Source organism: Enterococcus sp. DIV2385 (assembly GCF_051711925.1).
In the GTDB taxonomy this organism is placed as follows: Bacteria; Bacillota; Bacilli; order Lactobacillales; family Enterococcaceae; genus Enterococcus; species Enterococcus faecalis.
Map to the genome: position 1 here is coordinate 2,379,892 of NZ_JBIONV010000001.1, position 17,737 is coordinate 2,397,628.

Annotated in this window: 19 protein-coding genes; 6 read left to right on the forward strand and 13 right to left on the reverse strand. The window is 28.9% G+C overall.

Annotation, left to right across the window (positions count from 1 at the left end; translation table 11 throughout):
• The 3 genes from IGM04_RS11555 to IGM04_RS11565 form a co-directional block, all read right to left on the reverse strand.
• On the reverse strand, positions 1–417 hold the full coding sequence (locus tag IGM04_RS11555; RefSeq protein WP_033594339.1) for a DUF961 family protein: 417 nt from the start codon (positions 415–417) through the stop codon (positions 1–3).
• A complete protein-coding gene (locus IGM04_RS11560) occupies positions 417–743 on the reverse strand; it encodes a hypothetical protein (RefSeq protein ID WP_033594340.1) in 327 nt (108 codons plus the stop codon). The genes IGM04_RS11555 and IGM04_RS11560 overlap by 1 nt, the downstream gene beginning before the upstream one ends.
• Before the next feature lie 85 nt (positions 744–828).
• The gene (locus tag IGM04_RS11565; protein ID WP_002408313.1) at positions 829–1,080 is read right to left on the reverse strand and encodes a hypothetical protein; all 252 of its coding nucleotides are present in this window, start codon (positions 1,078–1,080) and stop codon (positions 829–831) included.
• Positions 1,081–1,815: 735 nt separating this feature from the next.
• Here IGM04_RS11565 and IGM04_RS11570 point away from each other — a divergent pair.
• Genes IGM04_RS11570 through IGM04_RS11580 form a run of 3 tightly spaced genes read left to right on the forward strand, consistent with a single transcriptional unit; the run spans position 1,816 to position 3,216 of the window.
• Entirely contained in the window at positions 1,816–2,193 is a 378-nt protein-coding gene (locus IGM04_RS11570) for a helix-turn-helix domain-containing protein (RefSeq protein WP_010816769.1), read from the forward strand.
• Complete coding sequence (locus IGM04_RS11575) at positions 2,190–2,843, forward strand: ImmA/IrrE family metallo-endopeptidase (RefSeq protein ID WP_016633978.1); 654 nt, start codon at positions 2,190–2,192, stop codon at positions 2,841–2,843. Before IGM04_RS11570 ends, IGM04_RS11575 begins: the two co-directional genes overlap by 4 nt.
• Positions 2,844–2,880: 37 nt before the next feature.
• Entirely contained in the window at positions 2,881–3,216 is a 336-nt protein-coding gene (locus tag IGM04_RS11580; protein WP_033592588.1) for a winged helix-turn-helix transcriptional regulator, read from the forward strand.
• A gap of 37 nt (positions 3,217–3,253) precedes the next feature.
• Here IGM04_RS11580 and IGM04_RS11585 read toward each other — a convergent pair whose 3' ends face one another.
• From IGM04_RS11585 to IGM04_RS11600, 4 genes are all read right to left on the reverse strand, one after another.
• Positions 3,254–4,585 carry an FAD-dependent oxidoreductase gene (locus IGM04_RS11585; RefSeq protein WP_016633980.1) on the reverse strand — a complete coding sequence of 444 codons (1,332 nt, stop codon included), beginning with the start codon at positions 4,583–4,585 and terminating at the stop codon, positions 3,254–3,256.
• A gap of 99 nt (positions 4,586–4,684) precedes the next feature.
• On the reverse strand, positions 4,685–5,560 hold the full coding sequence (locus tag IGM04_RS11590; protein WP_033594341.1) for an aldo/keto reductase: 876 nt from the start codon (positions 5,558–5,560) through the stop codon (positions 4,685–4,687).
• Positions 5,561–5,635: 75 nt separating this feature from the next.
• Complete coding sequence (locus tag IGM04_RS11595) at positions 5,636–6,055, reverse strand: MerR family transcriptional regulator (protein WP_002365234.1); 420 nt, start codon at positions 6,053–6,055, stop codon at positions 5,636–5,638.
• A gap of 16 nt (positions 6,056–6,071) precedes the next feature.
• Positions 6,072–6,653: a histidine phosphatase family protein gene (locus IGM04_RS11600; RefSeq protein WP_033592584.1), complete on the reverse strand. Its 582-nt coding sequence runs from the start codon at positions 6,651–6,653 to the stop codon at positions 6,072–6,074.
• A 221-nt stretch (positions 6,654–6,874) separates the two neighbouring features.
• Here IGM04_RS11600 and IGM04_RS11605 point away from each other — a divergent pair, with 221 nt between their 5' ends.
• A complete protein-coding gene (locus IGM04_RS11605; protein WP_010816770.1) occupies positions 6,875–7,204 on the forward strand; it encodes a winged helix-turn-helix transcriptional regulator in 330 nt (109 codons plus the stop codon).
• A gap of 78 nt (positions 7,205–7,282) precedes the next feature.
• Entirely contained in the window at positions 7,283–7,891 is a 609-nt protein-coding gene (locus tag IGM04_RS11610) for a hypothetical protein (protein ID WP_002371732.1), read from the forward strand.
• A gap of 290 nt (positions 7,892–8,181) precedes the next feature.
• Here the strand turns inward: IGM04_RS11610 and IGM04_RS11615 are convergent, their stop codons facing one another.
• The 5 genes from IGM04_RS11615 to IGM04_RS11635 all read right to left on the reverse strand — a co-directional run bounded on the left by IGM04_RS11615 (position 8,182) and on the right by IGM04_RS11635 (position 15,030).
• Positions 8,182–9,177: an alpha/beta hydrolase gene (locus IGM04_RS11615; protein ID WP_033594343.1), complete on the reverse strand. Its 996-nt coding sequence runs from the start codon at positions 9,175–9,177 to the stop codon at positions 8,182–8,184.
• A gap of 488 nt (positions 9,178–9,665) precedes the next feature.
• Positions 9,666–10,703 (reverse strand): DUF916 and DUF3324 domain-containing protein, encoded by a 1,038-nt coding sequence (locus IGM04_RS11620; protein WP_161633719.1) that lies wholly within the window; start codon positions 10,701–10,703, stop codon positions 9,666–9,668.
• Between the two features lie 98 nt (positions 10,704–10,801).
• Positions 10,802–13,750 carry a WxL domain-containing protein gene (locus IGM04_RS11625; RefSeq protein WP_033594345.1) on the reverse strand — a complete coding sequence of 983 codons (2,949 nt, stop codon included), beginning with the start codon at positions 13,748–13,750 and terminating at the stop codon, positions 10,802–10,804.
• Positions 13,740–14,120: an LPXTG cell wall anchor domain-containing protein gene (locus IGM04_RS11630; protein ID WP_086318197.1), complete on the reverse strand. Its 381-nt coding sequence runs from the start codon at positions 14,118–14,120 to the stop codon at positions 13,740–13,742. The genes IGM04_RS11625 and IGM04_RS11630 overlap by 11 nt, the downstream gene beginning before the upstream one ends.
• 88 nt (positions 14,121–14,208) lie before the next feature.
• Positions 14,209–15,030 carry a WxL domain-containing protein gene (locus IGM04_RS11635; protein ID WP_002408303.1) on the reverse strand — a complete coding sequence of 274 codons (822 nt, stop codon included), beginning with the start codon at positions 15,028–15,030 and terminating at the stop codon, positions 14,209–14,211.
• Between the two features lie 171 nt (positions 15,031–15,201).
• Between IGM04_RS11635 and IGM04_RS11640 the strand changes: the two genes are divergently transcribed.
• Positions 15,202–16,647 (forward strand): helix-turn-helix domain-containing protein, encoded by a 1,446-nt coding sequence (locus IGM04_RS11640; protein WP_033594347.1) that lies wholly within the window; start codon positions 15,202–15,204, stop codon positions 16,645–16,647.
• A 567-nt stretch (positions 16,648–17,214) separates the two neighbouring features.
• On the opposite strand, the gene IGM04_RS11645 is transcribed toward IGM04_RS11640, so the two are convergent.
• Positions 17,215–17,664: a GNAT family N-acetyltransferase gene (locus tag IGM04_RS11645; protein WP_033594348.1), complete on the reverse strand. Its 450-nt coding sequence runs from the start codon at positions 17,662–17,664 to the stop codon at positions 17,215–17,217.
• Positions 17,665–17,737: the final 73 nt, after the last annotated feature.

Sequence of the window (17,737 nt, forward strand, 5' to 3'; positions counted from 1 at the left end):
TTATTTTTGCTCATTTACTTGATTCTTATTTTCTTTTTGTAGTGTAGGTTGCGCTGGTTTAACAGCTCCTAATTTTTTAATACCCACTGCACGGACTTTAAATGCTTGTTCTGTTTGTACATTGTCATTAAAACCTTTATAAGCATTAAGCCACCCACGAGCTGTTACATTTCCAGTCAACTCGATCTCATCATCATAATTGATACCACTAACATCATAATCTGGATCAATCGCAATTTCTACTTGGTCATTTAATTTGCTAGAATAAACCGTTACTCGTTGTTCACGAACATCGTCAGTCACATTTCCTTCACCATCACGTTCATTAATTGCAACTACTTCTAAAAAATTCATCGTACCAAATGTTCCTACTACATCAAAATTTTCAATCGTGTTATTTTCGAATGTTAATCCCATTATTTATTACCTCCAACTACTTCTAAACGTTTTGCATAAACTACCATGTCAATTGAGCGACTATTTCCAATGTTATTCCGTTTTACATTGATTCGAGCCACTGGTTCAATTAATTTTACTTCTTCACGACCATTCAGCATTTGTGAATTTCGTAAATGAGGAACAAAAATTTCAAAATCACGTTGCTTTTCGCTTGAAGCGGTGAACACACGACCACGAACAGGTGCCCCATTTACATAAATATCACGTTCTGTTTTATAAACAGCTTTAATTTTACTTCCTAGATTTTTTTCTGTTAATGCAATTTCTTGAATTCTATTTGCCAAAATAATTTCCTTCTTTCACTAATTTTTATACAAAAATAAACAGTCAACTATTGACTGCCTTTCTCTCTTTATGCAATTCTTCTTATTAACTAAAAAACACAACTTGACAAGGTTTATGATAACCTGTCATTTTATATGTTCGTTGTAAAATCTGATTTTTTAATAATCGACTTTCAATTGTTAAGCGTTCCATGTTTGTTAACTTAACCGCACTCTTACCTAACTTCTTACGTTCTAAGTTATAGCTCTTTTCTATATCCGAAATAGAAAAAGCTTTTTTCTGTCGTTTCATACGTTCAACAAACTTCTCAACAAAAAGTAATAGCTCTTTTTTCATTTTTATCCTCCTTATTCACTTAATAACAAATTCTGTTCTTTCATTTAAAATAAAAAAGTACAACTAAAATAATACAGTTGTGCTTACTAAAGTTAATATTGAATATTCTTTTATAAAAAATCTTTTCCACGCTTAAAAATAACAACTTTAATTGTATTTCAATTTTAGATTCTTACGTTCATCACAATACATAGAATCATCTTCAACGGCTAGTGACTCTTACATCACATCACGGCACATTAGATAGTACTGTAATATACGGTATACAGCTCTCCTCCTTTTATTGAGCTTGCATAGATTTTTTTATTCAATCTAGTTCAGCAACTATTTCCAACGTGTCTCACGACATGGTTATTGAAAATAATCTGACAGCTCTGCATTAATCTGTCATCAATATGGCTCTAGTTAAAGATACTACTGCCACCTTGCGTCCCATTCAACGGCTGGTACGCATCACCTCAACAAGACTTACAACCTCGAACAAAAATTTCATTCTTGTATTATTTCGTCAAATCGCTTAAAATAAATGTGTCTAGTATTTATATAAGTGTTTGCGAAACAGAAATTCATTTTCTCCTCGTGAACGCTTTTTGTTTATCTAATTTACAGAACTAACAGTTCTATATCAGAACTATAACACAACGAAATAGAACCGTCAATATCAAAACGGAACTTTATTTATTATTTTTAATTTTATATGATAAACTATACTAAAATAGACTCAGGAGTTCTAAAATGGAAACTTACAAAAAAATTAAATCACTAAGAGAAAACAAAAATGTTACTCAACAAGAAATAGCCGATGCAATCAATATGAATATAAGTGTCTATAAAAAAATTGAATTAGGATCTCGCCCGATAAGAGAAAATGAACTTTCAAAAATCGCAGACTTCTTCAACGTATCTTCAGATTTTCTTTTAAATAGAACTTCAAATCCTTTACTACCTAAAGATGAAGATAGCATCGGACAAAATATTATTTCTCATTTTCGTTTAAATACTTCTGATATGGACATAGAAGATATAGAAGAATTAGAAGAGGAATTAATCGACTTTCAAGATTTTCTTATAAAAAAAGCAAAAGAAAAAAAGGAACGTAACAAAAAAGATTGATTGGACTGTTGTTGGTGGATTTTATTAGTAAAGAACTCTATTTTGAAGCATTTAATTTTTCGAACGAATTAATAAAAGAAGTATCTTACTACTCTTCCAAAAATATTGAACAAGTTAAATGCTTTGATATTGAAAAATATGTAAAAGAAGTTGAAGATGTTGAATTTGTTGAATACACGTTTCAAAAACAACTTAAAAGACGGATGCTTGGTTCAATCTCTAAAGTAGACGATGAAGTCATTATAACAACAAACAAGGAATTAATGTTAGAACGAAAAAATTTCACTAAAATGCATGAAATTATGCATTACTACATAGATATACCTAAAATTAATAATGCAACCCATACTTTTTCTGATATTCTTTTGAAAAATGGTTATTTGATGGAAGATTTTCCAAAAGAATATCGTGCTAATGTCGGTGCTAGCATGTTAATGGCAAATGACCAAGCCTTGTTTTACGCATTAAAAAATTTTTATTCATTCGAAGAAATTGCACAATACTTTTTTATGAGCAAATCTGCATTAAGAAATAGACTCATTGAACATCTTATGTATGTAAATAACTGTACTTTTGCACACGCTAATACACTTTTTAACAATTATTACTTTCATAAAGAAACTGATATCTACAGATTTATTTTCAATTAGTTTTTATTTTAATAATTCATAAAAGGAGTGTTACATAATGGATAAAAACGTAGAAAAAAAATGCCCTGTAGAGGCTTTATCTAATATACTTGGAAAAAAGTGGATCCCCCAAATAATAGAATCCCTAAACGGAGGATCTATGCGCTTTGGAGAAATTTGCCGATTGCTTCCGAATAGTTCTCCAAAAATGATCAAACAACAACTAAAACTTTTGGAAGACAATGAGATTGTTAAGAATGAAAAAGAAGTTTTCAATAATACTACTTCGTCCACTTATTATTTGTCTGAAAAGGGAAAAGATTTAGCAATTATTGTTTTACAAATGAAACTATGGGGTCAAAGAGAATTAGATTGTACAAATCTAAAAAATTGAAGTTCATTTCTATGGTTATGGAATGAACTTCAATTTTTTATTTTAGTAAATCATTTAAAGATTCCGACATAGTAGGATGGGTATACACTCTATCACGTAATACTTTATAGTCCATATTAAAATCCATTGCCAACGAAATAAGATTTATTAATTCATGAGATTCTGCACCATATAAAGAAGCTCCCAAAATCTTTTCAGTTTCTGCATCTATTATTACTTTAAAAATCCCTACTGTCTGATCAATAATATGTGCTTTAGGTATAGCTTTAACAGGTAGACTAAAAACTTTATAGTTTACTTTGCTTTTTTCTAGCTCTTTTTCTTTTATTCCAACACTTGAAAAAGGTGGTGTTATAAATACACTGTACGGTATATTACCTCTATTCATAGTATTTCTCTTTTTGTCACCATAAAGATAATCTACTATTATTCTATAATCATCTAAAGAAATATAGGTAAATTGTAGGCCCCCTTTTACATCGCCTATTGCCCAAATATTTTCCACAGATGTTTTTAAAAATTCATCTACAACAATAGCCCCATGACTATCCGTTTTTATATTTGTATTTTCTAATCCTAAGGTATCTGTATTAGGTTTTCTACCTGTAGCTACAAGCAATTTAGACACTTCTACTTTCTTTATTTTACCAGCTTGAGTATATATTACTTCAGTATAATTATCCTTATCTATGATATGGTTTATAGATACGCCTAACTGAATATCAATTCCCTTATCTAAAAAATCTTTATATATTAATGTTGAGATATCTTCATCTTCTCTAGGTAAAAATTCAGAGCTAGCATCTAAAATACTAACTTTGCTTCCATAAGAATTAAACATTGATGCAAATTCTAACCCAATGTAACCAGCACCTATAATAACTATTTTTTCTGGTGCTATTACTTGTTCCATAGCAGTTGTAGAATCTAAAACATTTTTACTTTTATTTAACCCATCTATAGGTAATTTGATAGCTTTTGAGCCCGTATTAATAAAAATACGTTCACCTTCAACTTGGATTTTCGTATTATCTGTCTTAGTGATTTGTATGATTTTATCTGATAAAAATTTAGCTTTTCCATTTAAAATAGTTATATTCTCTTCTTCAAAAAGGTTATTGTAATTTTTTTCTCTCAACTTACTTGTCAAACTATTTTTTATTGAATGCGCCGTTGACATATCTAAATGTTTTTCTCCATTAATTATTAAAGATTTTGATGGTATACATCCTACATTAATACATGTCCCTCCATACATTAGTTCAGATTCTTCAATCATCAATACCTCTTCACCACGCATAGCAATTTCTTTTGCTAGTGTTTTCCCTCCCTTTCCAAAACCAATAATTATATTTTTATATTTGTTCATAACAATCACTTCCTTTCTAAAATAATTTTATAAGGTTTTATTATAGCTAGCAATTAGTTACTTTAAAGTAACCATATAGACCTATCTTTTTTAACTCCTTTAATCCACATTAGTTTCAGTGTCTAGCATTCTATTCATAAACCATTCCACTTGCTGTGGTGCGTCATGATCAAAGAAAGCAGATTCTTTCATGTCTAAATTAGCTATCTTTTCAATGTCTTCTTTTGAAAGCTCAAAATCAAAAATATCTATATTTTCAGACATTCGTTCAGGATGGACTGATTTTGCTAAAGCTACAATCCCTCTTTGCATTAGCCAGCGAAGCACAACTTGACCAATTGACTTGCCATATTGCTCACCGATTTCTTCTAATACTGGATTTTTGAATAGTTCATGGCGGCCTTCTGCAAATGGTGCCCAAGCTTCTATTTGTACTTCATATTTTTCGTGCCATTCCTGATCTTCAATTCGCTGATTCCATGGATTCACTTCAATTTGATTAATTTGAGGTTTTACTTCATTCAATCCAACAAACTCAATCATTTTAGCTGACTTGAAATTTGAAATTCCTATTGCACGCAATTTCCCTGCTTTTTGAGTAGCAACCATTGACCGCCATGCACCATAAATATCTCCGTATGGTTGATGAATAAGGTAAAGATCAAAATAATCCAATCCCATTACTTTAAGAGAATGTTCAATCGTTTCCTTAGCTTTTTCCTCTGATGCTTGAAGAATAAACAATTTAGAGGTAATAAAAAGTTCATCTCTAGTGACCAGATCTTCATTGATGGCACGTTTGATTCCCTCACCTGTTTCTTTTTCATTTCCGTAAATAGAAGCTGTATCGATCAGACGGTATCCTGCTTTAATGGCTTGATAGACTGCTTCAGCTGTTTCTTCTAATGGAATTTGATACACACCAAATCCCAATTGAGGCATTTCTACGCCATTATTCAAAGTAATTGTTTGCATATTTTTTTCCTCCTCAAATTTCTTTACATGTCCTATCCTAAACCTTAGAGCTAAATACATAAAAAGAAAAAAGTTTTATTTTTTTCGTTCCCATAGTTTTTCGACTTTATCAGGATCCAATTCACCAGCTTTAAATTTTGCAATATGATCCTCGTATGTTTCTATCTTGTACACAAGTAATTCTCTTGTTTGCTGCATTTCCTCTAGCTTTTTATCTAATTCTACTAACTGTTCTTTTAAAATATGCTTTTGCGCATCTTCTACATTTTGTTTATCTCTAAGTTGTGCTAAAGTTGAAAATTCAATCAAAGATTCTATAGATAAGCCTGCATTACGAAGATTTTTTACTAAATAAACCCAATTTAAATCTTTAGTTTTATAGTCTCTATATCCGCTACTGTTTCTTGATACAGGAGGTATTATTCCCACTCGTTCATAATATCTTAACGTATCTACTGTTAAATTAAACATTTCTGCTGCCTGTTTTATATTCATTATTGTCTTTACCTCCTTACTCTAAATGTGAAAAATCATGATTAATAATCTCTTCTAAGTAAAACTGATCATTCTCAAAACAAAATTTCATAATACTACAGTTACCAATAGGAGCTTGCGGTGTAATATCACTTAAATGCGCCCACTCTCTTATAAATTGTCTACAAGCTGCTCCATGTGAGACTACTAAAATAGTTTTACCTTGTTCTTTCTGCATAATATTTACTAAGCATTTTGTTACTCTTTTTCTAAACTCTATTTCTTCTTCACCGCCATATTGTACAAAAAAATCTCTATAAGGTAATGGTGGATTTAAATATTCATGCTCCGCTTCTAATCTGCCAAAATTCCATTCTTTTAATCCTTTATGCCGCTCATAGTTTATTTCTGTAATTAATTCTAATGTATCTGAAGCTCGTTCAAGAGTAGAAGTGTGTGCACCATCAAATACAATAACGTTTTTTTCAAAAAATTCTTTAGCTATCTTAGCTTGTTCAATTCCTTGTTTTGTTAAAGGAGAATCGCACCATCCTTGAATTTTTTTTTGTTGATTGAACAATGTTTGACCATGTCTCATTAAATAAAGTGTCTTTTTCATCTATCTAACTCCCTACTATCTATTTTTCATCATTATAAACCTTGAAGTTAACTTCAAGGCAACTGATTATGTTTTAAAATATATATCTATAATTTTTCACACAATATTAACTAAAATAGAAAGTCTATTAATAAAATTTTATTAGATATTTTCGTTGAAATTATCTATAAATTTAATTTATACTATAGATAAATTAAAAATTCTATTCGGAGAACAAAATTATGAAAAAAAATCCACAATTACCTATTTGTGATGTAGAAACAACAGTTAAACTAGTTAATAGTAAATGGAAGGTCTTGATTATCCGGGATTTAATGACTGGTTCCAAAAGAAATAGTGAATTAAAAAGATCATTGAGTGGAATTTCACAAAAAGTTTTAACAGCTAGTTTAAAGTCAATGATTAAAGATGGCCTTGTTGAACGTATTGATTTAAAAAAAAATCCACCCCATGTCGAATATAAATTAACTAAACTAGGAAATACATTATTACCTGTAATTGAATCTATGAGAGAGTGGGGAGAATTCTACAAAACACAAGTTAACATATAGTTACATTTTTGTACCTACTTCTCATTCTAAAAAAAATAAGCTATCCTTATATTATAGAAAATTAGGGAGCGTGAAAACATGGATATAGAAATGTTTGATTTTGAGCAAGTAAATGTAAATGCCAAACTTACTACTTTAAAAAAAGATATTGTTTTAAGAGTTGTAAAATCAAATAAAATAATGGAGTTTGATGAAAATACCTACGCTAAAGTAACTAATTTTTCTTTTCATAATGGTATAATTGAAGTAAAAATGTTAAGTAGGTTATTGTCGAATGCTCCAAACTTTGCTCGAGGTTTTATCGGTATTGCATTCAGGATAAATGATGATGATTCTAAATTTGAATCTTTTTATATACGCCCTACCAATGGTCATAGCGAAGACCCTATAAGAAAGAATAGAGCAGTACAATATTTTTCATACCCCAACTATACCTTTGAATATTTTAGAAATCTTAACATAGCGGATTATGAAGGTTCAGCTGATATTAAGCTTAACGAATGGATTACTTTAAAAGCCATAATTCAAGAATCTAGAGGTGAATTTTATATAAACAATAATGAAACTCCTTCTTTGGTTGTAGAGAACATGAAACTTGGGGAGGCTGCTTCTGGTAGTATAGGATTGTTCGTTGATATCGGTACAGAAGCGTTTTTTAAAGATTTAAAAATTATAAAATTCGATTAAACAATAACAATTATATGTAATAAAAAAGTCTGAAAAATATTAACAATAATATTCTCAGACTTTTTTATAAGTAGGTCAAAATGTTCATTACATTTATTATCTATTCGTAATAAAAGGTATACTCCGTATCTGTAGTTTTTTTAGATATAAATTAAATTAATTTAAATTTATATTTTGCAAAATGTTCGCTATATCTATACTAGCAGTTATTTACCTACGGGTAGTCTGGTAGTCCAAAATTTGTCTATTTCTTTTTTCTATCTTCTATAGTTTAATTTGATAAATTTTTACTAATTCCATTTTTGTAAGAATTTTAAAGATTCTTTTACCGCCTGTTTTGAAGCTTCTGTATTCATTTTAAGTTGATATCCATGCCCTACTTTATTCTTTGAATCAAAAAATAAAGTTTTTACGGGAACATGTTTTTTGATTAATATATTAGCATAGTCTTCTGCTTGTTCTGTGAAGGTTTTAGTATTACCATCAGTTATAAATATTGGCGGGAAACCACTATTCACATAATTGTTTAGGTTTAACTTTTCTCCTAAATCCCTATTAGTCTTCCATTTTTTCTCTCCAGTTAACCCCCATCCAATTTTAGATAATAGATAGTTAGTTAAAATATTACCATTAAATTTTTGGAATTCTGACAAATTATATACTGAACTATATAGCAATAAGCTATTAAATTTAATGTTTTCAACGGGTATTATTTGTAGTTCTTTAGTATATTTTTTATTATGGTATGCAGACAACAATTGTAGTGCTAAAAATCCACCTGCCGATGATCCTGACAAATTAATACTACTAGTGTCTAAACAGTAATTATTCTCATTTTTTTTAATAAATTTAATAGCTTCATTAATCTGTTGCACTTGGTTAAATAAAGTAGTATCTGGTGCTAAGTCATAATTAATGCTGATGAAGCTGTAATGACTATTAGATATAGTAGGTCCAAAATATTTTGCCATTTCTTTATCACCTTTGAAAAAACCTCCACCATGAATAAATAGTACTACTGGTAATTTTCCTTTAAAATCTTTTGGTGAATATATATCCAATTTATTATTTTTGTATTCGTTTGTATAAGGAATATTTTTATTCACAGTGACACTGCTTTCTATGTTAGAATAATTATCTGGCTTTGATAAATTTTCTTCTATCGGTATTGAATTAGCTATTTTAAATATGGGATTTGGCGTGAAATAAAGTACTACTAAAACTAATAAAAATAGGAAAGCAATAATTACAAACGTATATACAAAAAAATCAATTAATTTTATCATTTTTTCTCCCTTATTAGACCTATGTTAATCAACTGTTGTTTTTCACAATATTCCCAAATTGATCACGTATAAATTCTGTACAACACCAACTACATCGAAAAAAATTAACACACCCTTTTTGCCTTATAGCGAGATTATGACAATCACACTTAACATAATAAATTGTATATTTTGTATTATTTTTTCTAATCTCATTTTCAAATAAATCATATATTTTTCTATTCATATTTCTCTCCTTTAATTATAGGTTCAAACTGATACTTTTTAAATCTTACTTTAACTAAATAAAAAATCAGGATATAAACTTTTGAAATAGCCCACTCTCGATTTATTGTTTTAATATAACTAAATTGCACGATAAAATTACGATTGAAAAATATTAACAAATATAAGACTAACACTACTTCTTGTATCCATACTTCTAAAAAGAAGGCCTAATGTTAATAAAACTAGAGACACTTTCAAAAAGAGTAAAAATCTTCCTTAATCTATTTATCGGAAGTTTTTTTTCTTTTTTTTAAAATAAATACAATAATAGCAAATAAAGTAATAATCATCACTAATAGACCCAGGATAATAATGATCCAAATTTTATTGTTATTTTTTTCTAATATAACATTTTCTTCGTTTACTTCTTTTGCGTTTTTATTTGTTACTTTAAAGTTTTGATTAAGATTAATCTTGTATCTATATTTTTCACCATTATATTCATATTTTCCTAAAGAACTTTTATCACCATATAGTGTTCCAATCATACTGTATGTTCCAGCATTTATAGCTTTTGTTCCCATACCAATCCGAAAATCCATAATAGAATTTGGAGCAAACTGCATATCTATTTTTTTTATTGCGGAGATAGCATCTTTACTATTTTCATAATAAACCTTAGCATCTATTGCCATTTTATTTAGATAACTGGCAGAATTATTTTGCAACCTTAAAATAGTATTGCTTCTGCCATATTGAGTATTTATAAAAACTTTGTTTAAAGAAACATCTGGGATTACTTCATTTTCATTTTCTCTAATAAGCAGTGCTAAGACGTATGAAAATGTATTATTTATGGCTACAGCATCTTTATTATCATCACTTTTATTTTCTTGGCCATTCTCTCTAAATTGAATACCACCTGCTATTAGTCCATCAAAAAACTTTTCAGGCATTTTTATTTTGAAATCCACAATTTTTTCACTTTTAGCAGGTACTATTACCTGATCAGGAAATTCAACAATATTACTGATATCTACTGGTAAGTTATTCGTATTTTTTAATTTATTATTTCTATACTCTACTACTCCGTTACCATTTGTTTTCGCACCATTTATTGAAATATCAACTTTTACATCTTTATCTGTCGCATTTCCAAGTTTAACTTGTAAATTTTCTTGTTCGTTAGGTTTTAACATTATATCAAAATACGTTAAGCTTTTATCCAATTGTTTGCTAGATTGAATGGGATTAACTGAAAATTTAAATTCTGCCGCAGAGGCATATATATTGTCTGTCATAATAATCATAACTGTCATTAATAACGAACCGATTATATATCGTATTTTTTTCATAATATAGTCCTTTCATTGTATCATTTTAAAAATTATTTGGAGAGACTAAGCTCTCCAAATAATTATTCAGGAACATTTTGTAATTGCCAATCGAGGTTAGCTTTATAATCACTTTCTACTTTTTTTGTGACTCCAGGAATCTTTAAAGATACTGAATTTTTTGCAGTATCTTCCTCTGTATTTCCAAAAGCAATAATGCTATTTTGTAAATCACTATTATCAGTTGACGCTGCAATTAAATTAGCATCTCCACCAGCCATAAATAGTATTTCTTTGGAAAGTTCACCTGTAAACGGTCTATTTAATCCCTCATAATTATTATATTGAGAATTATTTATAGTCAGTTGCGCTCCATTCAATTTATCTTGATTTTGATTATAAAATTCATCTAATGTCATTGACAATTTCCAACCACTTTTATCTTGTAAGGTATCGTGTATTTGTACAAAATTTGGAACTTCTTTTCCATCGTTTATTTCTACTAATTTTGCACTATATTCACTATCTCTATTAGTAATCTTTTGTTCTCCAAAATCAAACGAAGGAACATAAACTAAATTTAAATTTCCTAATTGAGCTCCCAAAGTTCCTGTATTTGGTGTAATTATTTCTGTTGGACTCTCAGGATTTAGGATTGGAACTATATCCACTTGCTCTGTAGAAACACCCGTTTCCATAGAATTGCCACTCTCTGTTATGAAAAAAACATTGTTAACCAATTGATTTCCTTGTGCTAAACCAGTTGATTGCAGTTGATAACTTAATTTAACTACTGAATCCTTTCTTATTTCAGAAAATACCATTTGTAGTTGGTTATTCTTTTCATCATAAAAATCCTCAGGAATTTCGATTTCTTCTCCATCTATAGTTAAAGTGTATTCTCCAATTTTTCTAAATAAATTTTGTTCAGGTAGTTCATCAACTAATTTAACATTAGTTAGAGTATCTCCTGGATTGTAATATTTTATATCATAACGTAAAATATCACCAATATACAATTCCCTTTCATCCCGATTTAATCCATCTTCTTTAGTAATGTTGGTGTAAGATTTTTGGAGTTCTGGCATGGGCACATCATCAGTTTTAATTTTAGCTAATGCTGAATTTGAAGCCAAGGTTATATCATTCTCAACAGCTGGTTGTCGATAAGTTAAATCTCCTGAAATTGAAAAAACATAGTATCCTTGACCGTCAATATTTTGATAGGCTTTAGATAAATTAACACCAGTTTTCGTAGTTGCCTTAAATTTAATTTCCATGGTTGAAGGAAAATTATTTTTTTGAATAGAAGTATTCCCAATATTCTTTAAGTTCAAAGTTACTTTTCCATTTTCAGAAATTGTTATGTCGAATTGGCTGGTAATATTTCCACCCGTATCAATATTTTTAATAGTAATGTCTGATGGGTTTATTCTATTTAACAATTCATAGTGTTCAATTTCCATATTTATTTTATAATCCTCCGGGAGTACTATCTGTGTTTGCCCGCCTCCCCTAGAAGGATTACTTTGAATAGCTCTATATTCTAAAGTGTTATCTTCAATATTAGTCCCCTCTTCATCTCCATAAAAAGTGGGCGCTTCATAACCAATCCTAAGTAAGTTTAAGTCAATTGCACCCAACCATTGAGCATAACCTACTCCTGAAGAAACATATCCATATGTTATAGGGAAGCTTTGCTGATCTTCAAACATTATTGTAAAAGTGTTAGCTGGAACAACTGTTGTCATTCCTTGAGGCTGACCTTGAACACCGAAATTTGTAGTTACTCCTGAACCATCTGGAATTGTTTGAATATATTTTAAATTATTCTGATAAAAAGAATATACATAATTTGAAATTCTCGAATTATCAAAAGTATAATACTCTGTATTATCAACATTACCATATGAGATATATCCTGAAATGGTAGCTGGTTGTTTAGTTGCACTATCCAAAAAATTCATATTTGTATTTACACGGCTATTATAAAACATTCTTGTTATAGACATAATTTTATTATTAGGATAGTTACTATTTAATGTTGAGTGAATTTTGATTCTTATATTAGGATTTACGTTTGGACTCTGTAAAAAATTCCACTTAATGTCGATATAACGACCTTTGTATATACCTGCACGTTTATAATATACAAAATATCCACCATATTGTTGAATGGCTTTCATTTCCTCACTAGTTAATTCTTTTTCTGAAATACTTTGAGTTGCAGATACTGTGTTGTATCCTACTTGAGTGACACCAGGATAAATCTTAGGTGTAAAATTAAATTTACTTGGAAAATCTTCCATATTATCCTGATTAATACTTTTTGGAGCAGCTAATAAAGAGCCAATTTCTGTAGGTTCTTGTGCTGCATATGCATTAGTGAAATCTTCTGTAGATTTTTCATTTTCATCTATGGCAATTTCAGATTTATTTTCTATTTTACTGCTATTCAATGAAGAACTATTTTCTTCTTGTGTATGTGTGTTATTTTCACTAGAAGATTCTTTATCATTATTCTTTTGAGAATAAAAATTTTCTTTTACATTAATTGTAACTTTGGTAATAACAGTAGAGACAGCTCCTTCAAACCCAAAATCAAACACATATGTTTTTGAGGAAATACTTTCATCACTTATAAAACTGATATCACTATTAAACGGTTCATCCTTAGGAAATATGAGGCTGTTTTTTTCTTTATTATATTTAACTTCGCCAGTAATTTCTTCGATTCTCAATTCATCTGAAAGAACGAATTCGTAGTCCGCTTTGAGTGATTCCCCAATAATCTTTAACTTAAATGTATTGTGTGATATATTAACTTCAGTATAATCTTCATGTCCAATAACAACTGGGGCAATGGTAGGAGTGTCTTCTATAATATTATTATTTGTTTTTTCTTGTAAACTCGATTCTATTGAATTCGATACATTATTATCTTTTTCTACAGCAAAAACTGTTGATCCATTAACAATTTCCGCAATAAACAAGCTTAATACAAATACTTTGCTTAACCATCTAATTTTCATAAGCATTCTCCTTTCTTTTTTTTAAGAAAATCAAGCAAAAAGTTATGGTAAGTATCATTATCCACCCAATCAAGGTAAACTCGTTTGTTTTTTCCCCAGTATTTGGAAGTACTTGACTATTAGAAGTATTAGCTTGATTTGACAATTTATTGGTTAGTTCTTCTTCATTTTTTAAATTAGGATCAATGTCTCCTCCAGGATCTGGACTATGCTTTTCTTCATAAATCCCAAAAAAACCAGTTGTGCCTTGAGAATTTATGCCTTTCTCTTCTGCAAAGCTATTTATAGAAACTAAAATTGTAGCAAGTATTAATCCTAAGCTTGTTATAGTCAAAAAATAACTTTTTCTATCGAACATTCTTTTCTTCATGTTTCACCTCAAAATTCTATATCATACAGTTTCTAATAAAAAGAGAAGCTGACATAAACAGCCAACCTCTCACAGGATAATAATATAATTATTGAGCGGGCGTATCTGATAATACCCAATCAAGATTTGTTACATAGCGTTCAGCTTGTTTTTTAACAGAACCTGGAACTGAAAGTTGAACAGCTTTATTCACTTGTGCATCTTTCAATTGAGGTTCATCTTCACCTTCAACGGCAGTAAAACGTTGTTCAGTTTCAACAGTTCCCCATGAATTAATCCAGGTACCTTCCCCTTCATTCTCTGCTGCAGCCAATACAGTTTGTGCTTCATTGTTCGGTAATAAGTTAATTGAATCTGTAACTACTGAAGGTGCTGTAGCATCCTCCCAGACTCCTTTAGTGGATGGATTAGTTAACGATATTTGAGTTGCACTTCCTAAAGTAGAACCTGAACCTGAAGTAAATTCATCTTTCTGCGCAACAGTTAATGTCCAACCTGCATACTCACTTCTCTCGTCAGTAACTTGAACATAGTTAGGCACATATTTATCCACACCACCTTCTAGATTACGTAAAGGTGTTGCGTAAGCATTATAAACTGTATCTTTATTAGTAATTTGATTTAAACCAAAGTATAAATGTGGAACGTAATCCAAACTTAAAGGTCCATCAGTACCTGGCTCTGGATCTGGACCTTCTGGATCAGGGTTACCTGGATCAACAGGTTTCTCTGGATCTGGTTCTTCCGGATCAATTGGTGGTACAACTTCATCATTTTGAAAGTACTTAATGGATCCCTCTGAACCTAATTGGCCACCATTTTCGTCTGCAAATACAGAATTTGGAGCGATTGATAGTAGTAATCCTAATGTCATACTACTTAATAAAACTCCAGATAATGTTTTTTTCATTTTATTCCTCCTAAAAAAGTGATAGTTATAATACATAAGTTAGATGTTTTTAGCTATAAGAATAAGCATTTAACTTATGTATTTACTTTTTTAATGATATTATATTTTTATTCTACTGAGTTAACATAAATTGATTTATTTTTGTTCATTTTTTAAAAAGGAGATTGAAATTTGAGACTAGCAATGGAGATAATTGAAAATAGCACTTTCAAAAAGCTTACTATTTTAAAAATGTTAAAAAATAATAAGCATCTATCTGTAAATGAAATGAGTTCTTTATCAAATATTTCAAAAAATACTATTTATAAATATATATCTGAATTTAAGTATAGAATTTCAACTTTATCTAAAATAGAAGAAACATTAAATTTTGATATAGATGTTAGTTACAGACAATTAGAAATAGATGTAATAAGCGAGGATATAAATATAAAGTTATTCAAAACTTTTTTATTACGTAATGAAGTTAATATATTTGAATTTACGATAAATAACTTTATCAGTGAAGGTAGCTTCAGAAGAAAGATTAACATAATTAGAAAAGCAATACGCGATTATAATTTTACTATAAAAACACAAAATAATATTTCGAAATTATATGGTGATGAAAATAGTATACGCATTTTAGCTCAAAAGTTTTTTTGGTCACTCTATAAAGGTGAAAAATGGATTTTTGAAGAATTGGATAAAAATAAATTAGTTACAATCTTGTCAAATATTATTCCTAAACAAGTAATGACTGAAACTAATTTTGTCAGTATTAATCAGGCGGTAAATGCTATCGCTATAACTATAATAAGGAGTAGAAAAGGGTATTCCCCTGTTATTTCAAAAGAACTCAATATTGAAGATAGGTGGTTCAAAGAAAATATATGGCCCAAAATAAGTAGTCATGTTACAATCCCTTATACAGATGCACTATATATCTTCTTGTCTTTTATTTCTGCACCTAGATTTATTTTAAGCCCTCTAGGAAATCAGTTATCAAAAACTCTCTTTGATTTAAATTCTACAGCATCCTTAGTTTCTACTGATTTCTGTAATGAGTTACAAAAGGTTATGGATGGTTATTTAATAGATTCTATACACTTATACAATCTCATATACTCTTGCCATGTTTTCCACTTCTTATACTATAATTGGGATTCTTTTAAGAATACAGATCCATATTTAAATAATTACCCAGAACTAAAAAAAAGATTAACAACTATTAAAAATAAAGTGTTTGAAAGATATGAGATAAAACTGTACAGCTTAAATACATCGTATTCTTTACTTAAAAATTATCAATTAATATTTGGTCAATATTATCCATTAAGTTTTTTTGAAAAAGAGATAATTATTTTTTTAAATACAGATTTAGGTCTACTTTATGAAAATATCTTAAAGAAGGAATTAACTGATTCGTTCTCACATATTTATAACATTAAAATTTTTATTGCTAGTTCGCATATTCAAAGTTCTAAAATCGATTTAGTAATAACAACAAATAACGATTCTTTACTAAATGAATTATATGGAAACTCCGAATATATATATATTGAAGAATTCCCTTCTCCAATTGACTTTTTTAACATCCGGAAAATAATTAATGATATATATATCAGAAAAAAATAATTATTTTAACGTTGTTTCAACATCTGATAAATCATTTTTGTAATATTAACTATTTATTTGAAAATATTTACTATACTTTTAGAAGTTTCGAATATAAAAAGTAGTGATAATTCTTGATACCAAGAATTATCACTATAAGTTTACAACTGATTTATTTACTCAATATTCATCTGAAGTTATCGTTTTAAGCTTTCCCTGAATTTTTAAATCATACTAAATGTTGGTAAAGCTTTAAATGTTCTTTACAGATTATATATGTCATCACATCTGCAAAAAGGGACCAAGTATAATGAACAGTTCTAGTAGACTTTCCATCTAAACACATTAATAAAACATATTAATTCTTAAAATTTATTTAATAATAATGCCTAATAATTTTCTACAATATATATTGAAATCTGCTTAGGAATTTTTAAACTCAAAATTTTAACAACAAACAATACACCTAATACCCAATGTATTCATGATAAAAAATACACTAATAACTTTACGTGTTTTTGAATTCTTCAATAAATCTTTTCTCTAGTTAAACATAAATTGAATATATTAAAAATTATTAATTTCAAATCAAGTATTCAAAACCATAGAAATATGTGGAATATCATCTTCTAAATAAATACCAGAAACTGCTTGAAATCCAAAAGACTCATACATTTTTTTTAAATAACTTTGTGCTGATATTTTAATAACCTTGGTTGGATAAAGTTTTTGTATTTCAGCAATTGTTTCTGTAACAATTTTTTTCCCTAATTTTAGGTTTCGATATTCTTTAACTACTAACACTCTACCAAAACTAATAGTTGTATCATTTTGGTCTAATGTAATACGAGCATAAGCTACAATCTTATCATTGGATTTAAAATATACATGTCGAGCAGTGTCGTCTTTATCATCTACTTCTTGATATGCACAATTCTGCTCTACAACGAAAACACGAACACGTTCTTTAATAATTTTTAAAAATTCTAAGGGTAGTAATTCTTTTGTATCTTTAATAACTAATTCCAAATTTTCCATTTAATTTCCCTCCAAAATAAAAAATGCTATTATGTATTCTTCACTAAAATAGGGTCTAGTAGAATACGTAAAA

Coding starts and splice junctions, on each gene's coding strand:
- IGM04_RS11555 (WP_033594339.1), bottom strand. CDS start 417: ATGGGATTAACATTCGAAAATAACACGATTGAAAATTTTGATGTAGTA.
- IGM04_RS11565 (WP_002408313.1), bottom strand. CDS start 1,080: ATGAAAAAAGAGCTATTACTTTTTGTTGAGAAGTTTGTTGAACGTATG.
- IGM04_RS11570 (WP_010816769.1), top strand. CDS start 1,816: ATGGAAACTTACAAAAAAATTAAATCACTAAGAGAAAACAAAAATGTT.
- IGM04_RS11580 (WP_033592588.1), top strand. CDS start 2,881: ATGGATAAAAACGTAGAAAAAAAATGCCCTGTAGAGGCTTTATCTAAT.
- IGM04_RS11585 (WP_016633980.1), bottom strand. CDS start 4,585: ATGAACAAATATAAAAATATAATTATTGGTTTTGGAAAGGGAGGGAAA.
- IGM04_RS11590 (WP_033594341.1), bottom strand. CDS start 5,560: ATGCAAACAATTACTTTGAATAATGGCGTAGAAATGCCTCAATTGGGA.
- IGM04_RS11595 (WP_002365234.1), bottom strand. CDS start 6,055: ATGAATATAAAACAGGCAGCAGAAATGTTTAATTTAACAGTAGATACG.
- IGM04_RS11600 (WP_033592584.1), bottom strand. CDS start 6,653: ATGAAAAAGACACTTTATTTAATGAGACATGGTCAAACATTGTTCAAT.
- IGM04_RS11605 (WP_010816770.1), top strand. CDS start 6,875: ATGAAAAAAAATCCACAATTACCTATTTGTGATGTAGAAACAACAGTT.
- IGM04_RS11610 (WP_002371732.1), top strand. CDS start 7,283: ATGGATATAGAAATGTTTGATTTTGAGCAAGTAAATGTAAATGCCAAA.
- IGM04_RS11615 (WP_033594343.1), bottom strand. CDS start 9,177: ATGATAAAATTAATTGATTTTTTTGTATATACGTTTGTAATTATTGCT.
- IGM04_RS11620 (WP_161633719.1), bottom strand. CDS start 10,703: ATGACAGTTATGATTATTATGACAGACAATATATATGCCTCTGCGGCA.
- IGM04_RS11625 (WP_033594345.1), bottom strand. CDS start 13,750: ATGAAAATTAGATGGTTAAGCAAAGTATTTGTATTAAGCTTGTTTATT.
- IGM04_RS11630 (WP_086318197.1), bottom strand. CDS start 14,120: ATGAAGAAAAGAATGTTCGATAGAAAAAGTTATTTTTTGACTATAACA.
- IGM04_RS11635 (WP_002408303.1), bottom strand. CDS start 15,030: ATGAAAAAAACATTATCTGGAGTTTTATTAAGTAGTATGACATTAGGA.
- IGM04_RS11645 (WP_033594348.1), bottom strand. CDS start 17,664: ATGGAAAATTTGGAATTAGTTATTAAAGATACAAAAGAATTACTACCC.